The 21,052-nt window shown below is 39.9% G+C and carries 18 protein-coding genes; 4 read left to right on the forward strand and 14 right to left on the reverse strand.

The genetic code is table 11. From position 1 onward, the window contains the following. Positions 1–15 precede the first annotated feature (15 nt). The 5 genes from rplB to rpsJ all read right to left on the reverse strand — a co-directional run bounded on the left by rplB (position 16) and on the right by rpsJ (position 2,915). Positions 16–849 (reverse strand): 50S ribosomal protein L2, encoded by an 834-nt coding sequence (rplB, locus tag I2490_RS11280; RefSeq protein WP_206459871.1) that lies wholly within the window; start codon positions 847–849, stop codon positions 16–18. A 14-nt stretch (positions 850–863) separates the two neighbouring features. Next, entirely contained in the window at positions 864–1,154 is a 291-nt protein-coding gene (gene rplW / locus I2490_RS11285) for a 50S ribosomal protein L23 (protein ID WP_206459872.1), read from the reverse strand. Beyond that, on the reverse strand, positions 1,154–1,777 hold the full coding sequence (gene rplD, locus I2490_RS11290) for a 50S ribosomal protein L4 (protein ID WP_206459873.1): 624 nt from the start codon (positions 1,775–1,777) through the stop codon (positions 1,154–1,156). The genes rplW and rplD overlap by 1 nt, the downstream gene beginning before the upstream one ends. 27 nt (positions 1,778–1,804) lie before the next feature. Further along, entirely contained in the window at positions 1,805–2,440 is a 636-nt protein-coding gene (rplC, locus tag I2490_RS11295; protein WP_206459874.1) for a 50S ribosomal protein L3, read from the reverse strand. A 166-nt stretch (positions 2,441–2,606) separates the two neighbouring features. After that, positions 2,607–2,915 (reverse strand): 30S ribosomal protein S10, encoded by a 309-nt coding sequence (gene rpsJ, locus I2490_RS11300; protein ID WP_206459875.1) that lies wholly within the window; start codon positions 2,913–2,915, stop codon positions 2,607–2,609. 655 nt (positions 2,916–3,570) lie between these two features. Between rpsJ and I2490_RS11305 the strand changes: the two genes are divergently transcribed. Both I2490_RS11305 and I2490_RS11310 read left to right on the forward strand, forming a co-directional pair. Further along, the gene (locus I2490_RS11305) at positions 3,571–4,470 is read left to right on the forward strand and encodes a polysaccharide deacetylase family protein (protein ID WP_206459876.1); all 900 of its coding nucleotides are present in this window, start codon (positions 3,571–3,573) and stop codon (positions 4,468–4,470) included. 17 nt (positions 4,471–4,487) lie between these two features. Then, the gene (locus I2490_RS11310) at positions 4,488–5,204 is read left to right on the forward strand and encodes a bactofilin family protein (protein ID WP_206459877.1); all 717 of its coding nucleotides are present in this window, start codon (positions 4,488–4,490) and stop codon (positions 5,202–5,204) included. A gap of 186 nt (positions 5,205–5,390) precedes the next feature. Here the strand turns inward: I2490_RS11310 and I2490_RS11315 are convergent, their stop codons facing one another. The 3 genes from I2490_RS11315 to I2490_RS16685 are packed head-to-tail and all read right to left on the reverse strand — an operon-like array spanning position 5,391 to position 8,497. Next, positions 5,391–6,572: a quaternary amine ABC transporter ATP-binding protein gene (locus I2490_RS11315; protein WP_206459878.1), complete on the reverse strand. Its 1,182-nt coding sequence runs from the start codon at positions 6,570–6,572 to the stop codon at positions 5,391–5,393. After that, positions 6,569–7,471, reverse strand: coding sequence for an ABC transporter permease (locus tag I2490_RS16680; protein WP_245157163.1), 903 nt, complete (start codon positions 7,469–7,471; stop codon positions 6,569–6,571). Before I2490_RS16680 ends, I2490_RS11315 begins: the two co-directional genes overlap by 4 nt. Before the next feature lie 45 nt (positions 7,472–7,516). Then, positions 7,517–8,497 (reverse strand): ABC transporter substrate-binding protein, encoded by a 981-nt coding sequence (locus I2490_RS16685; RefSeq protein ID WP_245157164.1) that lies wholly within the window; start codon positions 8,495–8,497, stop codon positions 7,517–7,519. A 333-nt stretch (positions 8,498–8,830) separates the two neighbouring features. Here I2490_RS16685 and I2490_RS11325 point away from each other — a divergent pair, with 333 nt between their 5' ends. Together I2490_RS11325 and I2490_RS11330 are read left to right on the forward strand one after the other, a co-directional pair. Next, positions 8,831–10,345, forward strand: a complete 1,515-nt coding sequence (locus I2490_RS11325; protein WP_206459879.1) for an N-acetylmuramoyl-L-alanine amidase — start codon at positions 8,831–8,833, stop codon at positions 10,343–10,345. 229 nt (positions 10,346–10,574) lie between these two features. After that, positions 10,575–11,255, forward strand: a complete 681-nt coding sequence (locus I2490_RS11330; RefSeq protein WP_206459880.1) for an ATP-binding protein — start codon at positions 10,575–10,577, stop codon at positions 11,253–11,255. A gap of 175 nt (positions 11,256–11,430) precedes the next feature. On the opposite strand, the gene I2490_RS11335 is transcribed toward I2490_RS11330, so the two are convergent. The 6 genes from I2490_RS11335 to rpoC all read right to left on the reverse strand — a co-directional run bounded on the left by I2490_RS11335 (position 11,431) and on the right by rpoC (position 21,027). After that, positions 11,431–12,621, reverse strand: coding sequence for a cation:proton antiporter (locus I2490_RS11335; protein WP_206459881.1), 1,191 nt, complete (start codon positions 12,619–12,621; stop codon positions 11,431–11,433). Between the two features lie 173 nt (positions 12,622–12,794). After that, the gene (gene tuf / locus I2490_RS11340; RefSeq protein ID WP_206459882.1) at positions 12,795–13,988 is read right to left on the reverse strand and encodes an elongation factor Tu; all 1,194 of its coding nucleotides are present in this window, start codon (positions 13,986–13,988) and stop codon (positions 12,795–12,797) included. A 78-nt stretch (positions 13,989–14,066) separates the two neighbouring features. Beyond that, positions 14,067–16,130, reverse strand: coding sequence for an elongation factor G (gene fusA, locus I2490_RS11345; protein ID WP_206459883.1), 2,064 nt, complete (start codon positions 16,128–16,130; stop codon positions 14,067–14,069). Positions 16,131–16,151: 21 nt separating this feature from the next. Next, the gene (rpsG, locus tag I2490_RS11350; protein WP_206459884.1) at positions 16,152–16,622 is read right to left on the reverse strand and encodes a 30S ribosomal protein S7; all 471 of its coding nucleotides are present in this window, start codon (positions 16,620–16,622) and stop codon (positions 16,152–16,154) included. Positions 16,623–16,737: 115 nt separating this feature from the next. After that, entirely contained in the window at positions 16,738–17,154 is a 417-nt protein-coding gene (gene rpsL, locus I2490_RS11355; protein WP_206459885.1) for a 30S ribosomal protein S12, read from the reverse strand. 192 nt (positions 17,155–17,346) lie between these two features. Next, positions 17,347–21,027 carry a DNA-directed RNA polymerase subunit beta' gene (gene rpoC, locus I2490_RS11360; RefSeq protein WP_206459886.1) on the reverse strand — a complete coding sequence of 1,227 codons (3,681 nt, stop codon included), beginning with the start codon at positions 21,025–21,027 and terminating at the stop codon, positions 17,347–17,349. Between the last annotated feature and the right edge of the window lie 25 nt (positions 21,028–21,052).

Below are 21,052 nucleotides of genomic sequence, written 5' to 3' on the forward strand. Positions count from 1 at the left end.
TTATCCTCCCCTCAACTATTTTTCGTTACGTCTTTTTACAATATATTGGTTAGAAGCTTTGTTCTTCTTTCTGGTCTTATATCCAAGAGCAGGTTTACCCCAAGGAGTAACCGGACTCACACGACCGATACCAGCTTTACCTTCACCACCACCATGAGGGTGATCGTTCGGGTTCATTACGGAACCTCTTACAGTAGGTCGAATACCCATGTGTCTTTTACGTCCAGCTTTACCGATCATAATATTACCATGATCTAAGTTACCAACTTCACCAATGGTTGCTCTGCATTCAATTCTGATCTTACGAACTTCACCGGATGGCAGTCTAACCGAGCAGTAATTGCCTTCTTTTGCCATCAACTGAGCACCGTTTCCTGCAGAACGAACTAATTGAGCTCCTTTTCCAGCTTTTAATTCGATACAGTGAATCACTGTACCAACTGGAATGTTACGAAGAGGTAGTGCGTTACCAACCTTAATGTCTGCTTCAGGACCGGAGAAAATCACATCACCGACGTTTAATTTGTTTGGTGCAATAATATATCTCTTTTCACCATCTGCATACACAACTAATGCAATGTTTGCACTTCTGTTTGGATCATATTCGATTGTAGCAACTTTACCAGGAATTTCGTCCTTATTTCTCTTAAAGTCGATAATTCTGTATTTTGCTCTTGTACCGCCACCTCTATGTCTTACGGTAATTTTACCTCTTACATTTCTACCGGCATTCTTTTTAAGTGTGACTGTCAAAGATTTTTCCGGTGTGCTTGTGGTGATTTCTTCAAATGTGGAAACCGTCATACCTCTTACTCCAGGAGAGGTCGGTTTGTACTTTTTAATACCCATTTAAGCGTCCCTCCTTATAGACCCTGGAAGAATTCGATTTCCTTACTGTTATCTGTAAGGGTTACGATTGCTTTCTTGGAAGCAGGCCGTCTTCCTATATTTCTTCCCATTCTCTTTAATTTACCGTTAACGTTCATAATGTTGACTTTTGCAACTTCTACACCAAAGATTTCTTCAACTGCCAACTTAACTTGAGTTTTGTTAGCGTCTACTGCAACCTTGAACGTGTATTTCTTTTCCTGCGCATCATCCATACTTCTTTCGGAGATTACAGGCTTTATAATTACATCATAAGGCGTTGACATTATGCGTACACCTCCTCGATTTTATTAATCGCATCCTTTGTAATGATGAAGCTTGTATAATTTACGATTTCATACACGTTCATCTGGGATACCATAGTGGTTTTAACTCCAGGAATGTTCGCTGCGGACTTCACTACATTTTCATCCTTTTCGCCTGTGATAATTAAGGCTTTCTTTGCAGCTTTTACATTTTCTAATACTTTAATCATTTCCTTTGTTTTTGGAGCATCAAACTTTAATTCATCCAAAACAATGATTTCGTTTTCTAAAACCTTTGAAGAAAGTGCAGACTTCATTGCAAGTCTTCTTAACTTCTTAGGTAATGTGTATCTGTAATCTCTTGGCTTTGGTGCAAATACCACACCACCACCAATTTGGTTCGGGGATGTTAAACTTCCCTGACGACCGCGGCCTGTTCCCTTCTGTCTGAAAGGCTTTCTTCCGCCTCCGCGAACTTCAGATCTTGTCTTTGCGGACTGTGTACCTTGTCTTTGATTTGCTAAATAGTTCTTAACAACGGCATGTACCGCAAACTCATTAATTTCTATTCCAAAGATATCATCTTTCAATTCAATCTTACCGGCTTCTGCTCCGGCCATGTTCAGCATAGTTACTGTTGCCATTTGACTTCCTCCTTTCTGAGTCGATTCTTATTTTTCCTGTCCTTTTATTGCATATTGGATACGAAGCAATCCACCCTTGCGTCCAGGAACAGCTCCCTTAACAAGCATTACGTTTCTGTCTGCGATTACTTTAACAAGCTCTACATTCTGAACCGTGATGGTTTCTCTACCCATTCTTCCAGGACCTTCGTTTCCTTTGAATACTCTGGAAGGATACGTACCAGCAGCCAAGCCGCCTGGCAATCTCTTATGCTTAGAACCGTGAGTCATAGGTCCTCTATGATGTCCGTGTCTCTTAATGTTACCCTGAGTACCTTTACCCTTTGAAGTACCGGTTATGTCAAGCTTTACACCTTCTTCAAAGTCAGCAACAGTAATCACTTGACCAGCTTCATAGCTTTCGCCGTCAGCAAGTCTGATCTCTGTTAAATGCTTCTTCAAAGGAGCCTGCCATTTTGCGAAATGTCCTTTTGTTGGCTTGTTGAGTCTGTGTTCTTTGGCATCTTCAAAACCAATCTGTACAGCATTGTAGCCGTCTGTCTCAACAGTCTTGATCTGGGTAACCACTGCCGGTCCTGCTTCGATTACAGTTACCGGAATTGCTGCACCCATCTCAGAAAAAATTTGTGTCATTCCGACTTTTTTCCCTAAGATTGTTTTCATTCTTTCTTCCTCCTAATTTCTTACAGCGGATTACGCTACGTAATCATACTAAGTGGTGGAGATCCTTTTGAAGCCCTGCCTGTACGGCGTGCAGGCCTCATACAGAAATTTCCGAAATCTGCGATTTCGTGAAATTTTTCAGTTGGAATCTATCTTTTCTTAGTACTTACAGTTTAATTTCGATATCTACGCCAGCTGGCATATCAAGCTTCATCAAAGAATCGATTGTCTTTGGTGTTGGGCATAAGATATCAATCAATCTCTTGTGGGTTCTCTGTTCGAACTGCTCTCTGGAGTCCTTATACTTGTGAACCGCTCTCAAGATAGTTACTACCTGCTTTTCAGTTGGTAGTGGAATCGGTCCGGAAACTTCTACTCCGGTTTTCTTGGCTGTTTCCACAATTTTAGCTGCGGACTGATCTAAAGATTTATGATCGTAAGCCTTTAATTTGATTCTGATTTTCTGACTGCTCATTTTTCTTCCTCCTTAATTTTCGTACGTTTTCGCTATGCTGTACGAGGGGTTTTCATTCCCGACTTTACGGTTTTTTGCTTTTTTCATCATTCACACGTCACCGTGTGTTTCATAAATTTTTACTCAAAGCAAAAAGCATGAGAATCCCTTCGCCCGTTTCTAGAACGGACAATTCTCTGCAGAAATTACCTGATAGCTCAGCAACTTCCTGCTTCATCGCATTACAAGCAAGCTTTTTTAGTATAAAACAGTACAGCCCATAATGCAAGCTTTTTTTAAAAAAAAATCAATTTTTTTCAAAATTTTTTTATTGATGATTTCTTGATGTTTTCAATGCTTTTGACGATTATACACTTTCGAATTCGTCGAACACGCATCCTAGTGTTTCTTTTTATGAAAAAAATATCATTTTTTTCTGAATATTAACCAATATTATAAGGATAAAAGAAAAAAATTATATCATTATTATTTAATTTATTTATATAAAATATCTTTTCAGTGACAAAATAATCTAAAAATTCTTCATTCTTATGCAAATTTCTTGTTTTTATCTTTGTTTTTTACAATTCTTTTGTTATAATTAGTTATTAAGCGAACAGATTTACAAAAATATGAAAAAAGTTGCACTGCTTATTGCAGGATTAAAGGAGAAAATATGTATTGGGGCAGCGTTCGTTTTTTTAAACATTTAATTTTTGGTATTATTTTTCTTTTAATTCTTATTCCAACAATTGGTTGCGCTGTATTGGGAAATGCTTATCTTACTTTAGAAAAAGAAATTTCCGAAAAGAATTCTTCAAAGAATACAGCGAGCGACATAAAACCCGAAGCGGTTTATGCTTTAGAATTAAATAATAATTTGGATAAAATGGACTATCAAAAAAAATATGAGGACTTGTACATTAAACGTGTAATCGAGTATAAAACAGAAATGCCCAAGACCGTTTATTTAACATTTGATGATGGTCCTTCTATAAATACAGAAAAAATTTTAGATATTTTAAAAGAACTTCAAGTACATGCAACCTTCTTTGTAATATATAAAAATGATGCAAAGTCACGTGCTATTTATAAAAGAATTGTTGATGAAGGTCATACCTTAGGCGTTCATAGTACCTGTCACGAATACAGCATTATTTATCAATCGGTAGAAGCTTATTTAGATGACTTTGCTACGACTGCTCTATTATTAGAGGAAGTTACCGGTATAAAACCAACCATTTTCCGGTTTCCGGGTGGAAGCATTAATGCTTATAATCATACAATTTATCAGGAACTTATTGCAGAAATGCTTCGTCGTGGTTATACTTACTATGATTGGAATGTTGCTTCAAGCGATACTTCTACTAATATAAATGTAGATAAAATTACAAACAATGTAATAAATGGTGTCCATAAAAAAGAAAAAGCAATCGTTTTAATGCATGATTCCTATTCTAAAACTGCTACTGTAGCAGCCATTCCTAAAATAGTTCGGAACCTTCAGGTGGAGGGTTATCAATTTGCAAATCTGGATAACACTATAAAACCCATCTGTTTTAGCTATATTAATTAATTTAAAGGAGAACAACAATGGCAGAGAGACCCTTAAACAACTTCAAAAGTGCAGTAAATGACCTTATGAACGGAAAAATAAAGACCGAGGAAACTACAGGGGCTACATACACCTCAGAGGTAACAAAACCGTTATATGCTGAGCATTCATCCTCCTCTACTTTTACAAAGGTGGTCGAGGATACAATCCCTAAAAATGGTATATCCATTATTTCCTCCGATTTAGTCATCGAAGGAAATGTGAAATCCAAATCCGATATTCGTTTAAATGGATACATCAAGGGAGACATCCTTTGTGAAGGTTCTTTAATTTCAACCGGTACTGTAGATGGAAATGTTAGAGGTATCGGTGTAACGTTATCCGGTTCTACAATCAATGGTAATGTGATTGCAAAAGGCGATCTTGTATTGGATAATTCTTCTACTATTATTGGCGATGTTCGCTCTGCAGCTTTAAGTGTAAATGGTAAAATTAAAGGAAATGTCATGGTATCCGGTAGTGTTATCCTACAGGAAAATGCAATTGTTATGGGTAATATTACAGCAAAAAGTATTTCTGTTGAAAATGGCGCTAGTATCAAGGGTACTATGGAAATTCGAAGTGCTGCAATTAATGACGAGGACTTCAATGCAAAAATGCCATCACCAAGATCTACATCCACATCGGTATCAAAAACAGCAGCGGCCACTTCCGTTGCAACTGCATCCGCAGCATCCGCTACTTCAAAGGAATAAATGTTTTATACAGCAGGTTAAGGGTACCAAAACATTGTAAACAGATAAATAGAAAGTATTAATATGAGACACTCATATGTCTAATAATCCTGTTGGGTTTAAAAAAGTGGGCAATCCTGCCATTGAAATAGCGGGATTGTCCACTCGTTTTTTGCAACTATTAACTTGTGCTTACACAAAGACTTTTTAGTTGAGGGATGAGAGGATACTTGCTTTTGTTACGATACCCAACATAACGCCGTCCTCATCGGTGACGGCAATGGGATAGGCGGATTCGGTAGCAATGAGAATTACATCAGAGACCAGCGTATCCGCTGAAATAGTTGCGATGCCCGTTTGCAACACTTGGGCAATTGACTTTCCATCTTTTCGTGCTTGCAGGGCTTCACCGATAAAAAGCATTCCCTTAGGGTGAAGCTCATCGTCCATAACGATAACGGAGGACAGGTTATTCTTACGCATTTCATGAACAGCTCTGTCCATATTATCGCCAAGACGAACGATGCACGACGGAGTTATCATAATATTACGGACGGTCATCACCTTCGTTTTGTCCGCCGTCTCAAGAAAGTCACGCACATAATCATCGGTGGGATTCATGCTCAGTTCCTCTGGCGTGCCCGTCTGCACCACCTTGCCATCCTTCATGATACAGACGGTATCACCCATCTTAAACGCCTCGTCGATATCGTGGGTGATGAATACAATGGTCTTTTTCAGTTTCCGTTGGATTTGCAGAAGCTCAAACTGCATATCCCTGCGCACCAGAGGATCCAGTGCCGAAAAGGGCTCATCCATTAAAAGTACCTCCGGGTCGTTGACCAGTGCCCGAGCGATCCCCACACGCTGGCGCATTCCACCAGAGAGCTTCCCACAGGACTGATGCTCCCAGCCGTCAAGTCCAATCATGGAGATAAACCGTTTTGCAATTTCCTCCCGTTTGCTCTGCTCTATTCCTTTCACCTCAAGACCATAGCTCACATTGCCCAAAACGTCTCTGTGACTCATCAAGCCAAAGGACTGAAATACCATGGATATTTTATTGCGGCGGTATTCAAGGAGCTCTTTTTTGCTCATCTCATGTACATTCCGATCTTCATAGACCACCTTTCCACCGGTAGGATCGGTCAGCCGGTTAAAGCAGCGTACCGCGGTAGACTTACCCGAGCCGGAAAGCCCAATGATAACAAATATTTTTTCTTTGGGGATTTCCAGATTTACATCCCACAATGCAACGGTGCATCCAGTTTTTTTATTCACCTCATCCTTGTTCGAGCCATTGGTCATCATTTTTGAGGCCTCCGCACGGTTGGGACCATAGAGCTTTGTCACATGCTCCATCTTTAAGATGAAATTATTTTTTTTCATTGCCCTTGCCCCCCCTCGTTTATATTCTCTACTTTCTCCGCAGACTTATTTTTATCTGACGTAACACCACCTTGCGTCAACCGGTCAAGGACAATGGCAAGAATCACAACAGCACTGCCGGCAACCAGCCCTCGGCCGATTTCGATGCGGTTTACGGCATTCAGCACTTCCATACCCAATCCACGCACACCAATCATAGATGTGGTAACCACCATTGCCATGGCCATCATCAGAGTCTGATTGACACCGGTCATAATCGTGGGCATCGCCTGAGGTACCTGAACCTTTTGCAGCAACTGCCACCTGGTTGATCCAAAGGACTTTGCGGCCTCGATTACTTCCTTATCGACCTGTCGAATACCTAAGCTGGTCAGGCGGATCACTGGAACCACCGCATAGATGACCGTGGCAATGACGCCGGAAGCGTTTCCGGTGCCAAAGAGAAGCAACGCCGGTATCAAATACACAAATACCGGCATGGTCTGCATGGTGTCCAGAATGGGGCGAACGATTTTGTTCGCCGTTTCCGAATTTGATATCAGTATCCCTATGGGTATTCCTATCACAAGGGCGATAGCCACACTGGCCAGTACCACGGCCAGTGTAGTTCGCATAAGCTCCCAAAGGCCTACCGCGCCGACCAAGAAGACTAGGGTTCCATAAAGGATGCCGCTTTTCAGGCTTTTTCGTATGCGCCATCCTAAAAATACAATCAACAGTAGGAAAATCGGCCACGGTATGTAACTTAAGAACATACTGACGAAATTTACCTGCCCATTAAGCCCTCCTTTTATCATATCCAGCACAGCCTCCGCACTTACGGCAAAGGATCGCACTGCATTATCAATCGCTGTAGTATCCAGATCAAAGAGCTCCGGAAAATTAAATAACCACTCCATAGTCTACCCCCTTTATTTGTATGACTTTGCCAAACAGTCGTCTTCTTACAGTGTGTTTTTCAGTTCAGTAGCCTGCTCTTCATCAAGCCATTCCTCAATCAGTTCAGGATGAGCTTCTGAGAGGAGCCATTTTGCCGCCTCCTCGTAGTCCGCATTCGTCTCATTCATATATGCCAGTGTTTCGCTGATAACAGCCGATGACATTTTGAATCTACTCAGAAATTCACAGTATTCTGGATTGGTTGCGGCAAAATCGTTGCTGACTGCAATCGTGACAGTCACAGCCGGGCAGGCACCATAACCTGTTTGAAATTTTTCGGCATCATAGGCTTCATCGTCCAATAGAACAAAATCATATTTTCCCAGCAGCCAGGTCGGCTCCCAATAGTAAGCAACGATAGGCTCCTGCTTATCCCACGCCGAGGTCATTGCTGCACTGAGTATGGCATCACTACCACTCTCAAAATAGTTATAGAATTTATCTAAGCCATAGAGTTCCACTTTTTTCGCCATAATCTCTGTAATTTCCCAGCCAGTTACGCCGCCATAAATGATGCCCAAGGAGGAATCCTCAGGGTCTGGGAAAAGCTCCGGGTACTCGGCCAGATCCTGGACGGAATTCAGATCCGGGTACTCGTCGGCAACATATCTGGGAATGTAGAAGCCCTGATAGTTATCGTCAAAATTAATGCCTAGCTCGGTGAATTTCCCTTCTTCCAAGTCAGGAGCGTAAGAGGGAATATTGTTTGTCCATTCCTCCATATGTATATCCACCTCACTCTTTATCAAAGCCTCGTGGGAAATTGGAGTAGACCCGGGCGTTTCCTGCCATGTATAACCAAACACCTCTTCCGCAACAAGACCAGCTAAAGCATTGTTCAGCTTGATGGAGTCCCAACCTACATCAGCAAAGGAAATTGTCGTCTTCTCTGCTGTGCCGCTTTCGTCTCCATTTGAACCGCCACAGCCGGTTAGCGCTAAAACTAAGGCAAGCGCCAATATAAGTGCTATTTTAAGTCTCTTCATTGTAAAAGTACCTTCCTTCCATTGTTGTTCGGGACAGAATCAACGATTCGACGTCTTCTTTCCCTAAAATAATTAGTGCACAACGCACTAACATCACAAAGTAACTACTTAATGCTATCATAAAGTTGGTACTTTGTCAAACACACGCCACAAACTACCTTTGCACTTACGTTTCTTATCTTGTTCCTATGGGACTGTCGAATTACCTATTTTTTCTTTTTTTAAAAATTGATGTCGGATATCTTACAATTATGTAACATTGCAGTCTTTTCTTTTTCATTTTGACGAAATGCAGTATACTATAAGTAAGAAAATAGAAATGGGGTAAAAACTATGAAACAATCACGAAGAAATTCGCTTCTGCGTATGACAATACAACTTCTGTTACTAATTTCATTACTTTTATTAAGTACTATGATTTCATTTGCTATTGGTTCACCCGATGGCAGTGATCATCGACTGACAATTGACGGTAATCTGATTCAAACATCAGTACCTCCTTACATAGAAAATGATCGGTCTTTGGTTCCGGCAAGAGCAGTTTTTGAAGCGATTGGTGCCAATGTTACTTGGTCACCGAGTGATCCAAATCATGTGGGTATCTCCTATGCAAATACGCAGGTGTCTCTGACTCTTAATTCTCCTATTGCTTACGTCAATGGGGAAGAAAAAAAGCTAGATGTACCGGCAAGACTTCATAACAATAGCACAATGATTCCAGTTCGTTTTGTATCGGAGTCCTTATCCTTTGGTGTCGGATATGACGTAGATCAGCGTATCATCCAATTAACTTCACCAAAGGTAGAGCCGATTTATGGTTCCGTTTCAAAAGTTAGCTATGAGGATCTTCAATATTTCTACCGTGTTGAAATAGATGCGACAGAGCCTATTAAGATATATCAGGATTCAACATTGGCTGATCCAAATCGTTATATTTTAGATTTAACTGGATTTACATTAGATGCTTCAATCAATGAAAAGCTTGTACCATCTGATGAAACAAACAATGAGGTTTTTTCTGCAATTCGAAGCTCACAATTTACCCCTGATACGGTTCGTGTTGTAGTTGATTTAAAGGACAAGCAAACAGGCGCAATCACCTTATCACCAGATGAGAAAAATATATACATTGATTTTTCAAAACCTTATATAGATAATAATAATGACACCTCTGACCCTATTGAAATTCCGAGCGATCCTATAAACCCAGTGAATAAAAAACCAGCAAACTTAAATGAAGTACTTATTGTAATTGATCCTGGTCACGGGGGGAACGATCCCGGTGCACAAGGAAAATCAAATGGTGCTGTAATATTGAATGAAAAAGATATAAATTTAGATGTAGCAACTCGACTAAATGAAAAGTTACAGGCAGCAGGATTAAATACGATAATGTCTCGAAACGGTGATCATTCTGCAAGCCCTAATTCAAAAAATGCACTTGAAGATCGTATCTATCGCTCCAATTGGGCAAATAGTGAAAATGCTACTCTATTTGTATCAATTCATAACAATTCCGCAGGAAACGTAACCAGTGCAACCGGTACAGAAACATTTTACAATGAAACCGAAGGCAAAGCAGCTTATGGTATCTCAAGTAAGGAATTAGCTGCATCCGTCCAAAAAAAGATGACAGCCTATCTAGGCACACGCAACCGGGGTGTAAAAAACGGATCGGAATTGTCTGTTCTTCGCCGAACAGAAATGCCTGCAATTCTTATGGAAGGCGCTTTTCTAAGCAATCCAGACGATTTACAGCTTATGCTAACCGATACTTTTCGCGAGAACTACGCAAATGCAGTGTCCGAAGCTATTATTGAATATTTGAATGAAATGTATCAAAATTAAATTCTTTATTGCAATATTCCAAGCCTGTCAGAAATAGACAGGCTTTTTTTATTTTATAGTTGTGTCATGTACTCTCTCAAGCTCGCAATTCAATAGAAAAAAAAATTGTTTTTGCGTTGTAAAAACAACAGAATAAATAAAAAAAATACTTTATACTAAAGCTACAATATGCAATACAAAATAAATTAAAAATGAGTATAACTTAGATATAAATCCAAAGGAGGATATTATGAAAAGACGAATTATAAAAATTAATGAAGAAAAATGCAATGGTTGTGGAATTTGTGCTGCCGCTTGCCACGAAGGGGCAATCGGCATGGTCGACGGCAAAGCAAAATTGCTTCGCGAAGACTATTGTGATGGCTTAGGCGATTGTTTGCCTTCCTGTCCGACAGGAGCCATCACCTTTGAGGAGCGAGACGTTCCGGCTTACGACCATGCCGCAGTTTTGGCCGCCCAGGCGGAAAAAACTGCAGCGGCAGGCGGATGTGCTTCCGGTGGTTGTCCCGGCTCACAATCCAGAACTCTGCATCATTCACCGCAAGGCTCACAATTGAATCAGTGGCCAGTTCAAATAAAATTAGCTCCTATCAATGCACCTTACTTTTCCAATGCGCATTTATTAATTGCAGCCGATTGCACCGCATATGCACATGGTAATTTTCACAATACATTTATGAAAAATAAAGTAACCTTGATTGGATGTCCAAAGCTCGATGCAGTGAATTATGCCGAAAAGCTGACTGCAATTCTAGCAAACAATGACATTCAGGCTGTTACCGTTGTCCGTATGGAAGTTCCTTGCTGTGGCGGTATTGTACAAGCTGTAAAAACCGCAATGGAAAATAGCGGAAAGCACATTCCGTGGCAAGTCATTACAATTACAACTGACGGAGAAGTACAATATTAATCGAAACAAAAAAGCAAAGAAATGGTTTTTGATAACCTTTCTTTGCCTTTTTAATTATCTTATATCATTGGATAAACCGATGCAATTTCTCACTTTTACATAACAGTCAATTCCCTTAGATGACAACATTTGACGAATTTCACACCCACTTTTTAAATTTTAATTCTTATAAAATTTATCCGGTTGCACCTTCTATCTTTGTCCGATCTTTCATTATTAATCCCAAAAGAACTGGTGTGATGAGTGTTGTTACAATAACCATTAATACCAAAGCAGGAAATAGTTCTTCATCAACCAAAGCAGCTTCTGAACCTTTTTGCGCTACAATCAATGCAACTTCACCTCTGGATACCATACCGATTCCCACACCTACTGCTTCTTTATTACTAAATTTGCATAGCTTTGCACCTAGGCCACAGCCAACCATCTTTGTCAAAATAGCAACCACTGTTAATACAATGGAAAAAATAAGAATGGACCCGCTTAGACCTCGAATGTCTGTTTTGATTCCGATACTTGCAAAAAACATTGGTGAAAACATAAGATAAGATATAACTGTAAGTTTTTTAACAATATATTCTTTTGTCTTGGTAATATTACAAAGGAATAAGCCGGCAAAATAAGCCCCTGTGATATCTGCTATCCCAAAAAAGACTTCTGTAATATATGCCATAATCAAACAATATGCAAATCCATAAATCGCCATACGCCTTACGGTTCCATGCCATTTTTCTAAAGATTTAAAAACTCTTGGAATAAAAATACCAACAAAAAATAAAAAGACAAAATAGAGTCCAATTTTTATAAAGACTTGCTTTGGCTGAACATTAGGATTCGTAAAACTTGTAACCAAGCTTAAGATGATGATGCCTAAAATATCATCAATAATAGCAGCTCCTAAAATACTGCTCCCCACTTTACCATTTAATTTTCCCATTTCTCGAAGTGTTTCTACCGTAATGCTGACAGAAGTAGCGGTTAAAATAACGCCTACAAATACAGCTTTTAAAAAATGCTGCGGATCGGTTGTATCTTGAAAAAACATTTGGTATACACCATATCCGCCAATCAACGGTACAATAACACCAATTATCGCAATCACTAATGATGCAATGCCAGTCTTTTTTAATTCCTTAATTTCAGTATCCAGACCGGCAAGGAACATCAAAATAATCACGCCTATTTCCGAAGTCTTAAACAAGAAGTCCGTTTCTGCGATCTGTCCTAGAACACTTGGCCCTAAAACGACACCTGCTACCAGCGCACCAACCACTTGCGGCATATGCACCTTTCTCGACATGAGACTAAATATTTTGGTAACTAACAAAATAATTGCTATAGACAATAAAAAATCGTAAGATTCCATATCTGATCCTTCTCTACATATCTTCAACAATAATTGACACTTAAATATAAAAAAGTATAAATTCCATTAATATATAATCGATATTTCATATAACAAAAAAGCACGCTGATTCCAGCGTGCTTTCTATGCTAAATGATTTCCTCAATAGCGCCGGAAGTCTCTATTATAAGCAATTACGCTTCAATTTTAGCTACAACTCCGGATGCTACGGTTCTTCCGCCTTCACGAATAGCGAAACGTAAACCTTCTTCAATTGCGATTGGAGTAATCAATTCAATTTTCATTTGAATGTTATCTCCAGGCATACACATTTCAGTTCCTTCTGGTAATGTTACATTTCCAGTTACGTCTGTTGTTCTGAAATAGAACTGTGGTCTGTATCCGTTAAAGAATGGAGTATGACGTCCGCCTTCTTCCTTCTTTAATACATATACTTCAGAGCTGAACTTTGTGTGTGGATGAATCGTTCCAGGAGCAGCAAGTACCTGTCCTCTTTCGATTTCACTTCTCTGTACACCACGAAGCAATGCACCGATGTTATCTCCTGCTTCGCCCTGATCTAACAGTTTACGGAACATTTCGATACCTGTTACGACTACTTTTCTTGCTTCGTCTGCAAGTCCTACGATTTCAACTTCATCAGATACCTTTAAGATACCTCTTTCTACTCTTCCTGTTGCTACTGTTCCACGTCCTGTGATGGAGAATACGTCTTCTACCGGCATCAAGAATGGCTTATCAGTTGCTCTTGTTGGTTCAGGAATGTATACATCAACCTGTTCGAACAATTCAACGATCTTATCTCCCCATGGACCTTCTGGATTGTTTAATGCTTCCAATGCAGATCCTCTGATGATTGGTGTATCATCTCCTGGGAATTCATATAAGTCAAGTAATTCTCTTACTTCCATTTCTACTAAGTCAAGTAATTCTTCGTCGTCTACCATGTCGCACTTGTTTAAGAATACTACGATGTATGGTACGCCTACCTGTCTGGAAAGCAAAATGTGCTCTCTAGTCTGTGGCATTGGACCATCGGTTGCTGCTACTACTAGGATAGCTCCATCCATCTGTGCAGCTCCTGTGATCATGTTCTTTACATAGTCAGCATGTCCCGGGCAGTCTACGTGTGCGTAGTGTCTGTTTGGTGTTTCATACTCTACGTGAGCGGTCGCAATTGTAATACCTCTTTCTCTTTCTTCTGGTGCCTTGTCAATCTGGTCAAATGCAACCTGTTCGCCAAGTCCATATCTCTGTTGAAGAGTCTTTGTAATTGCAGCTGTTAATGTAGTCTTTCCGTGGTCTACGTGACCAATAGTACCGATGTTTACATGCGGTTTTGTTCTCTCAAATTTAGCCTTTGCCATTATAAAATTCCTCCATTTTATAAATATGTCAGACATTCCTCACAGCTTATGCATGCAAGGAATGTCTCTTATATTTCATTATTTATTAATTTTGTCAATTAAGCTATCTGGTAACTTTTCAAAGTGATCCATCTGCATTACATAAACGCCACGGCCCTGTGTCTTAGAACGTAAGTCTGTTGCGTATCCAAACATTTCAGATAGCGGAACAAAAGAACGAACGGTTACAGCTCCGTTATTGATTTCAGAACCTTCGATTCTTCCTCTTCTGGAACTGATATCACCGATAACGTCACCCATATAATCTTCTGGAGCGTTTACTTCTACCTTCATAATTGGTTCAAGCAATGCTGGCTTTGATTTTTTAACTGCTTCTCTGAATGCCATGGAAGCGGCAATTTTAAATGCCATTTCAGAGGAGTCAACTTCATGGTAAGAACCATCATATAACTCAACACCAACATCTACAACCTGGTAGCCTGCTAAAGGACCATTTTGCATTGCTTCACGAATACCTTCATCAATTTTTGGAATGTATTCCTTCGGAATTGCACCACCGATAATGGCATTCTTAAATTCATAACCTTCACCCGGATTTCTTGGGTAAATTCTAATTTTAACGTGACCATACTGTCCACGACCACCAGACTGCTTCGCATATTTATGGTCAACATCAGCATTACCAGTAATAGTTTCTTTGTAGGATACTTGCGGTTTACCTACATTTGCTTCCACTTTGAATTCACGAAGAAGTCTGTCAACAATGATTTCCAAGTGAAGCTCACCCATACCAGCAATGATTGTCTGTCCGGTTTCTTCATGTGTAAATGTCTTAAAAGTAGGGTCTTCTTCTGCTAATTTAGCAAGAGCAATACCCATTTTTTCTTGACCGGCCTTTGTTTTAGGCTCAATTGCGATTTCAATTACCGGTTCTGGAAAATCCATAGATTCCAGAATAATTTCTTCCTTTTCATCACACAGAGTGTCACCAGTTGTTGTATCTTTTAATCCTACTGCTGCTGCAATATCACCGGCATAAACCATGTCGATTTCTTCTCTCTTGTTTGCATGCATCTGTAGAATTCTTCCGATTCTTTCTTTTTTACCTTTTGTGGAATTATAAACGTAAGAACCTGAAGATAATGTACCCGAATATACACGGAAAAATGCTAGCTTACCAACAAATGGGTCAGCCATAATCTTAAATGCCAATGCCGAAAACGGTCCATTGTCATCTGCGATTCTTTCCGCTTCTTCTTCTGTATCCGGTAGAATTCCCTTAATTGGAGGAATATCTATTGGAGATGGTAAGAAGTCAAGTACTGCATCAAGCAAAGGCTGTACACCTTTGTTTCTATATGCGGAACCACAAGTTACAGGAACCATTTGTCCTGCAATGGTCATCTTACGAATGGTTGTCTTGATTTCATCATTCGTTAGCTCTTCGCCATCCAAATACTTCATCAAAAGTTCTTCGTCACCTTCTGCAACCGCTTCGACCATCTTTGCTCTCCACTCTGCAGCAATTTCTTTCATATCATCCGGAATTTCTACAAATTCAAGTTCTCTTCCAAGCTCATCTTTGTATACTTCCGCTTTCATTTGAATCAAGTCAATGATTCCAACGAAATGATCTTCCTTTCCTATCGGCAATTGGATTGCTACTGCATTTGCCTTAAGGCGATCTACTATCATGTTCATAACATGATAGAAATCAGCACCTAAAATGTCCATCTTATTGATAAAGATCATTCTTGGTACTCCATATTTATCTGCTTGTCTCCAAACAGTTTCGGACTGTGGTTCAACACCGCCCTTTGCACACAATACCGTTACAGCACTATCCAATACTCGAAGAGATCTTTCAACTTCTACGGTAAAGTCAACGTGTCCTGGCGTGTCAATTATATTAATTCTGGTATCCTTCCACTGAGCAGTTGTTGCAGCAGAGGTAATAGTAATTCCTCTTTCCTGCTCTTGCGCCATCCAGTCCATGGTAGCCGCACCTTCATGAGTTTCACCAATCTTGTGAGTTCTTCCTGTGTAAAACAAAATTCTCTCTGTTGTTGTGGTTTTTCCTGCATCAATGTGGGCCATGATACCTATATTTCTAGTCTTTTCTAACGGAAACTGTCTAGGCATATCTGACTCCTCTCTCTATGATTACCATCTGTAGTGAGCAAATGCCTTATTTGCTTCAGCCATCTTATGGGTATCTTCTTTCTTCTTTACGGAAGCTCCGGTATTATTAGCTGCATCCATAAGTTCTTTTGCAAGTCTTTCTGCCATATACTTTTCGCCTCTAAGTCTGGTATATTTGGTTAACCATCTCAAACCAAGTGTCTGACGTCTTTCTGCTCTTACTTCAACCGGAACCTGATAGTTTGCACCACCAACACGTCTTGCCTTAACTTCAACAACAGGCATAATGTTGTTCATTGCTTTTTCGAACACTTCTAAAGGTTCTTCATTTGTTACTTCCTTAATTTTATCAAAAGCGTCATAAACGATCGACTGCGCTACGCCCTTTTTTCCATCCAACATAATGCTGTTGATTAGCTTCGCTACAACAACACTGCCGTACACTGGATCAGGAAGCACTTCTCTCTTTGGAACATTTCCTCTTCTTGGCACTTCTCTTCCCTCCTATTTCGGTACTCGACACAATGCATTCATGTGCCGCGGTGCCACTCAATATCTATATTAAGGGCACGTTTTAGTTTTCCCGATTCTTTCTTAAATATAACTCTTATTTTTTCTTAGCTCTCTTCGCACCATACTTGGAACGAGCCTGGTTTCTGTTAGCTACTCCAGCTGTATCAAGTGTACCTCTAACGATATGGTATCTTACACCTGGAAGGTCCTTAACTCTACCACCACGAATTAACACAACACTATGCTCTTGCAAATTGTGTCCAATACCTGGGATATAAGCAGTAACTTCGATACCGTTAGTAAGCTTAACTCTTGCTACTTTTCTTAGTGCGGAGTTTGGCTTCTTAGGAGTTACAGTCTTTACGGAAGTACATACGCCTCTCTTCTGAGGTGCTTCTGTTTCGGTAGGTACTCTCTTAATGGAATTCATACCTCTTAACAGTGCCGGAGAGTTGGACTTCTTTTCAGCTCTGATTCTTCCCTGTCTTACCAGTTGATTAATTGTAGGCATCTAAATCTCCTTTCTTTGCACAAATCTAACCGTGCAAAAACTAAATAATTTATGTTTAAACCAAAATGGTTTAAATCCATAGCGAACCAAAGCTCAGTATATCATTAAACAAACAAAGTTGTCAATTTTTTTCATACTGAGCAATGATTATTTTTTATTCTTTTATTTTTTACAAATTTTTATCTGTTTTTACTAAACCTCAGTAAACCCTAAATCTAAATCTTCACTTGCATCATTTGTTTCTGTTGCAGCAGCCACCTCAAGGTTTACAGTTTCATCCTCTGGCTTGAAAAATGGCGCGTTATCTTCTAAAACATCTTCAAATTCATCGTCTTCTTCAGAATGTGTTTTAAAAGAATTCATGTATTCAGTATTTACACCATAGTCCAAATTAATGTTACGATAACGTTTCATTCCAGTTCCTGCCGGAATCAGCTTACCGATGATAACATTTTCCTTAAGTCCAAGAAGCTTATCATTCTTACCCTTAATTGCTGCATCAGTTAGGACTCGAGTTGTTTCCTGGAAGGATGCGGCTGATAAGAAAGAGTTCGTTGCAAGGGATGCCTTTGTGATACCAAGGAGCACACGCTTGCCGACAGCCGGCTGCTGCCCCTCTTCCAATGCAGCATTTGCTTCTTCTAATTCCATTTGACTGTAAAGACCTCCCGGAAGGAGTGCCGTGTCACCAGCTTCTTCAATCTTACACTTAGAAAGCATCTGACTTACAATTACTTCAACGTGTTTATCATTAATGTCTACACCTTGCTGCTTATATACTCTCTGTACTTCCTTCAGAAGATACTGATATACACCTTCTACACCATTGAGTCTTAAGATATCATGCGGATTAAGCGGTCCTTTTGTAATCGCATCACCTGCTTTGATAAAATCACCTTCCAATACACGCAAACGTGCACCGTAAGGAATGATATATACATGTTCTTCTTCACCTTGAATCTTAACCTCTGTTTTATTATCTTTCCGGCTTTCGATGGATACAACCGTACCATCGGCTTCACAAACTTCGGCAAGACCCTTTGGCTTTCTGGCTTCGAACAATTCTTCAACTCTTGGAAGACCCTGTGTGATGTCATTTCCTGCAACGGATACACCGCCCGTATGGAATGTACGCATTGTCAACTGAGTACCCGGTTCACCAATGGACTGAGCAGCTGTAATTCCGACTGCCTCACCGATATTAACCGACTCACCCGTAGCAAGATTTCTGCCGTAACATTTTGCACAGATGCCAGACTGGCTCTTACAAGCTATTACGGAACGAATCTTAACTGCTTCAATTCCAGCGTTCTCAATTGCCTCTGCTGCAGCTTCTTTGATTTCCTCTCCACCTGCGACAATCAAATTGCCCTTTGGATCGTAAATATCTTCCATTGCAGTTCTTCCTACAATACGAAGTTTTAAAGCTTCAATAACCTCTTTTCCATCCACAAACGCTCTTACTTCAATTCCTTCTCTTGTTCCGCAATCCACTTCACGAACGATAGCATTATGGCTGACATCTACTAATCTTCTTGTCAAATATCCAGAGTCAGCGGTACGAAGAGCCGTATCAGCTAGACCCTTTCTTGCTCCGTTGGAGGAAAGGAAGTACTCCATAACAGAAAGTCCTTCACGGAAGTTTGCTGTGATTGGAATTTCGATGGTTTTACCAGTTGCGTTTGCCATCAGACCACGCATACCACCGACCTGTTTAATCTGGTTCTTACTACCACGGGCTCCAGAATGAGCCATGATATATAAGTTATTTAAAGTTCCTAAGGAAGCCATCAAAGCATCTGCAACATCATCCGTTGCTTTATGCCATGTCTGGATTACCTTTTCATAGCGTTCATCATTAGACATCAAACCACGACGATAAGCAGATTCATATTTATCAACAGTTGCCTGCGCCTGTTCAATGATTGATGCCTTTTCCTTCGGCATTTCCATATCTGCAACACTGATGGTAATTGCCGCCTTTGTTGAATAACGGAACCCCGTACTCTTAATGTGATCAAGCATCTTTACCGTCTCAGTGTTACCATGTCGACGATAACATTTATCAATAATTTGACCTAACTTTTTCTTATCACAAAGGAAATCAACCTCCAAAGAATATGGGTCAACAGTTCTATCAATATAACCCAAATCTTGAGGAATTTTATCATTAAAAATAAAACGTCCTACGGTTGATTCAACCAATTTACCGGAATCTTCCTTAGATAGCTTTTTTCGAACCTTAACTTTTGCGTGAATTCCAACTGCATCGGTTTGATAAGCCATCAAAAGTTCATCATAGTCAGTAAAGATTCTTCCATCGCCCTTTTCAGCCTTACTGCTTCTGTCCTCTAAACCTGGATGAGTCAAATAATAACTTCCCAGAATCATGTCCTGTGTTGGAGTGGTGATTGGAGAACCATCTTTTGGCGCAAGGATATTGTTGACGGAAAGCATCAAGAATCTGGCTTCTGCCTGTGCTTCTACCGAAAGCGGAACGTGTACCGCCATCTGGTCACCGTCAAAGTCAGCATTGTATGCAGTACATACCAATGGATGAAGCTTAATTGCTTTTCCTTCTACCAATACTGGTTCAAATGCCTGAATACCCAATCGATGCAACGTCGGTGCACGATTTAAAAGTACCGGATGATCCTTAATAACTTCATCTAAAACATCCCATACTTCCGGACGTACTTTTTCTACCATACGCTTTGCACTCTTAATATTGTGTGCATGACCGTCCTGAACTAATTTTTTCATAATAAATGGCTTAAATAATTCCAATGCCATTTTTTTTGGAAGACCACACTGATAGAATTTCAGTTCTGGACCTACAACGATTACGGAACGTCCAGAGTAGTCAACACGTTTACCTAACAGATTCTGACGGAAACGTCCTTGCTTACCCTTTAACATATCTGATAAAGATTTCAATGGTCTGCTTCCCGGTCCAGTTACCGGTCTGCCTCTTCTGCCATTATCAATCAAGGCATCGACAGCTTCCTGAAGCATTCTTTTTTCATTTCGAACAATGATGTCTGGTGCTCCCAAATCTAAAAGTCTTTTTAGACGATTGTTTCTATTAATTACTCTTCGATATAAATCGTTTAAGTCGGATGTCGCGAATCTTCCGCCATCCAATTGTACCATCGGTCTAAGATCCGGTGGAATAACAGGAATGACTTCTAAAATCATCCATTCCGGTTTATTTCCCGAAGTTCTTAATGCTTCAATGACTTCCAGTCGACGAACAATTCGGATTTTCTTCTGTCCGGAAGCTTCTTTCAACTTATTTCTTAAGTCCTCAGATAAGGCAACCAAGTCGATTTGAGAAAGCAATTCTTTAATCGCTTCCGCACCCATAGCGGCTTTAAATCCGCTTCCAAATTTATCTTTTGCTTCTCTATATTGCTGTTCGGTTAGTATTTCTTTGTAACCCAATCCGGAATCACCCGAATCGGTTACAATATATGCCGCAAAATATAAGACCTTTTCTAGATTTCTAGGTGAAATATCAAGTACTAAGCCCATTCTGCTTGGAATACCTTTAAAATACCAAATGTGAGAAACTGGAGCAGCAAGTTCAATGTGCCCCATTCTCTCTCTTCTAACCTTTGCCTTTGTTACTTCAACACCACAACGGTCACATACAATTCCCTTATAGCGAATTCGTTTGTATTTACCACAATGGCATTCCCAGTCTTTTGTAGGACCAAATATTTTTTCACAAAACAAACCTTCTTTTTCCGGTTTTAATGTTCTGTAGTTAATGGTTTCCGGCTTTTTGACTTCACCGTGCGACCAGCTTCGAATCTTTTCTGTGGAAGCTAAACTTATTTGTAATGATTCAAAATTGTTTAATTCGTACAAGGAGCGTCTCCCCTTCCCTTTATTC

Source organism: Anaerovorax sp. IOR16, from assembly GCF_017168145.1.
GTDB lineage: Bacteria > Bacillota > Clostridia > Peptostreptococcales > Anaerovoracaceae > IOR16.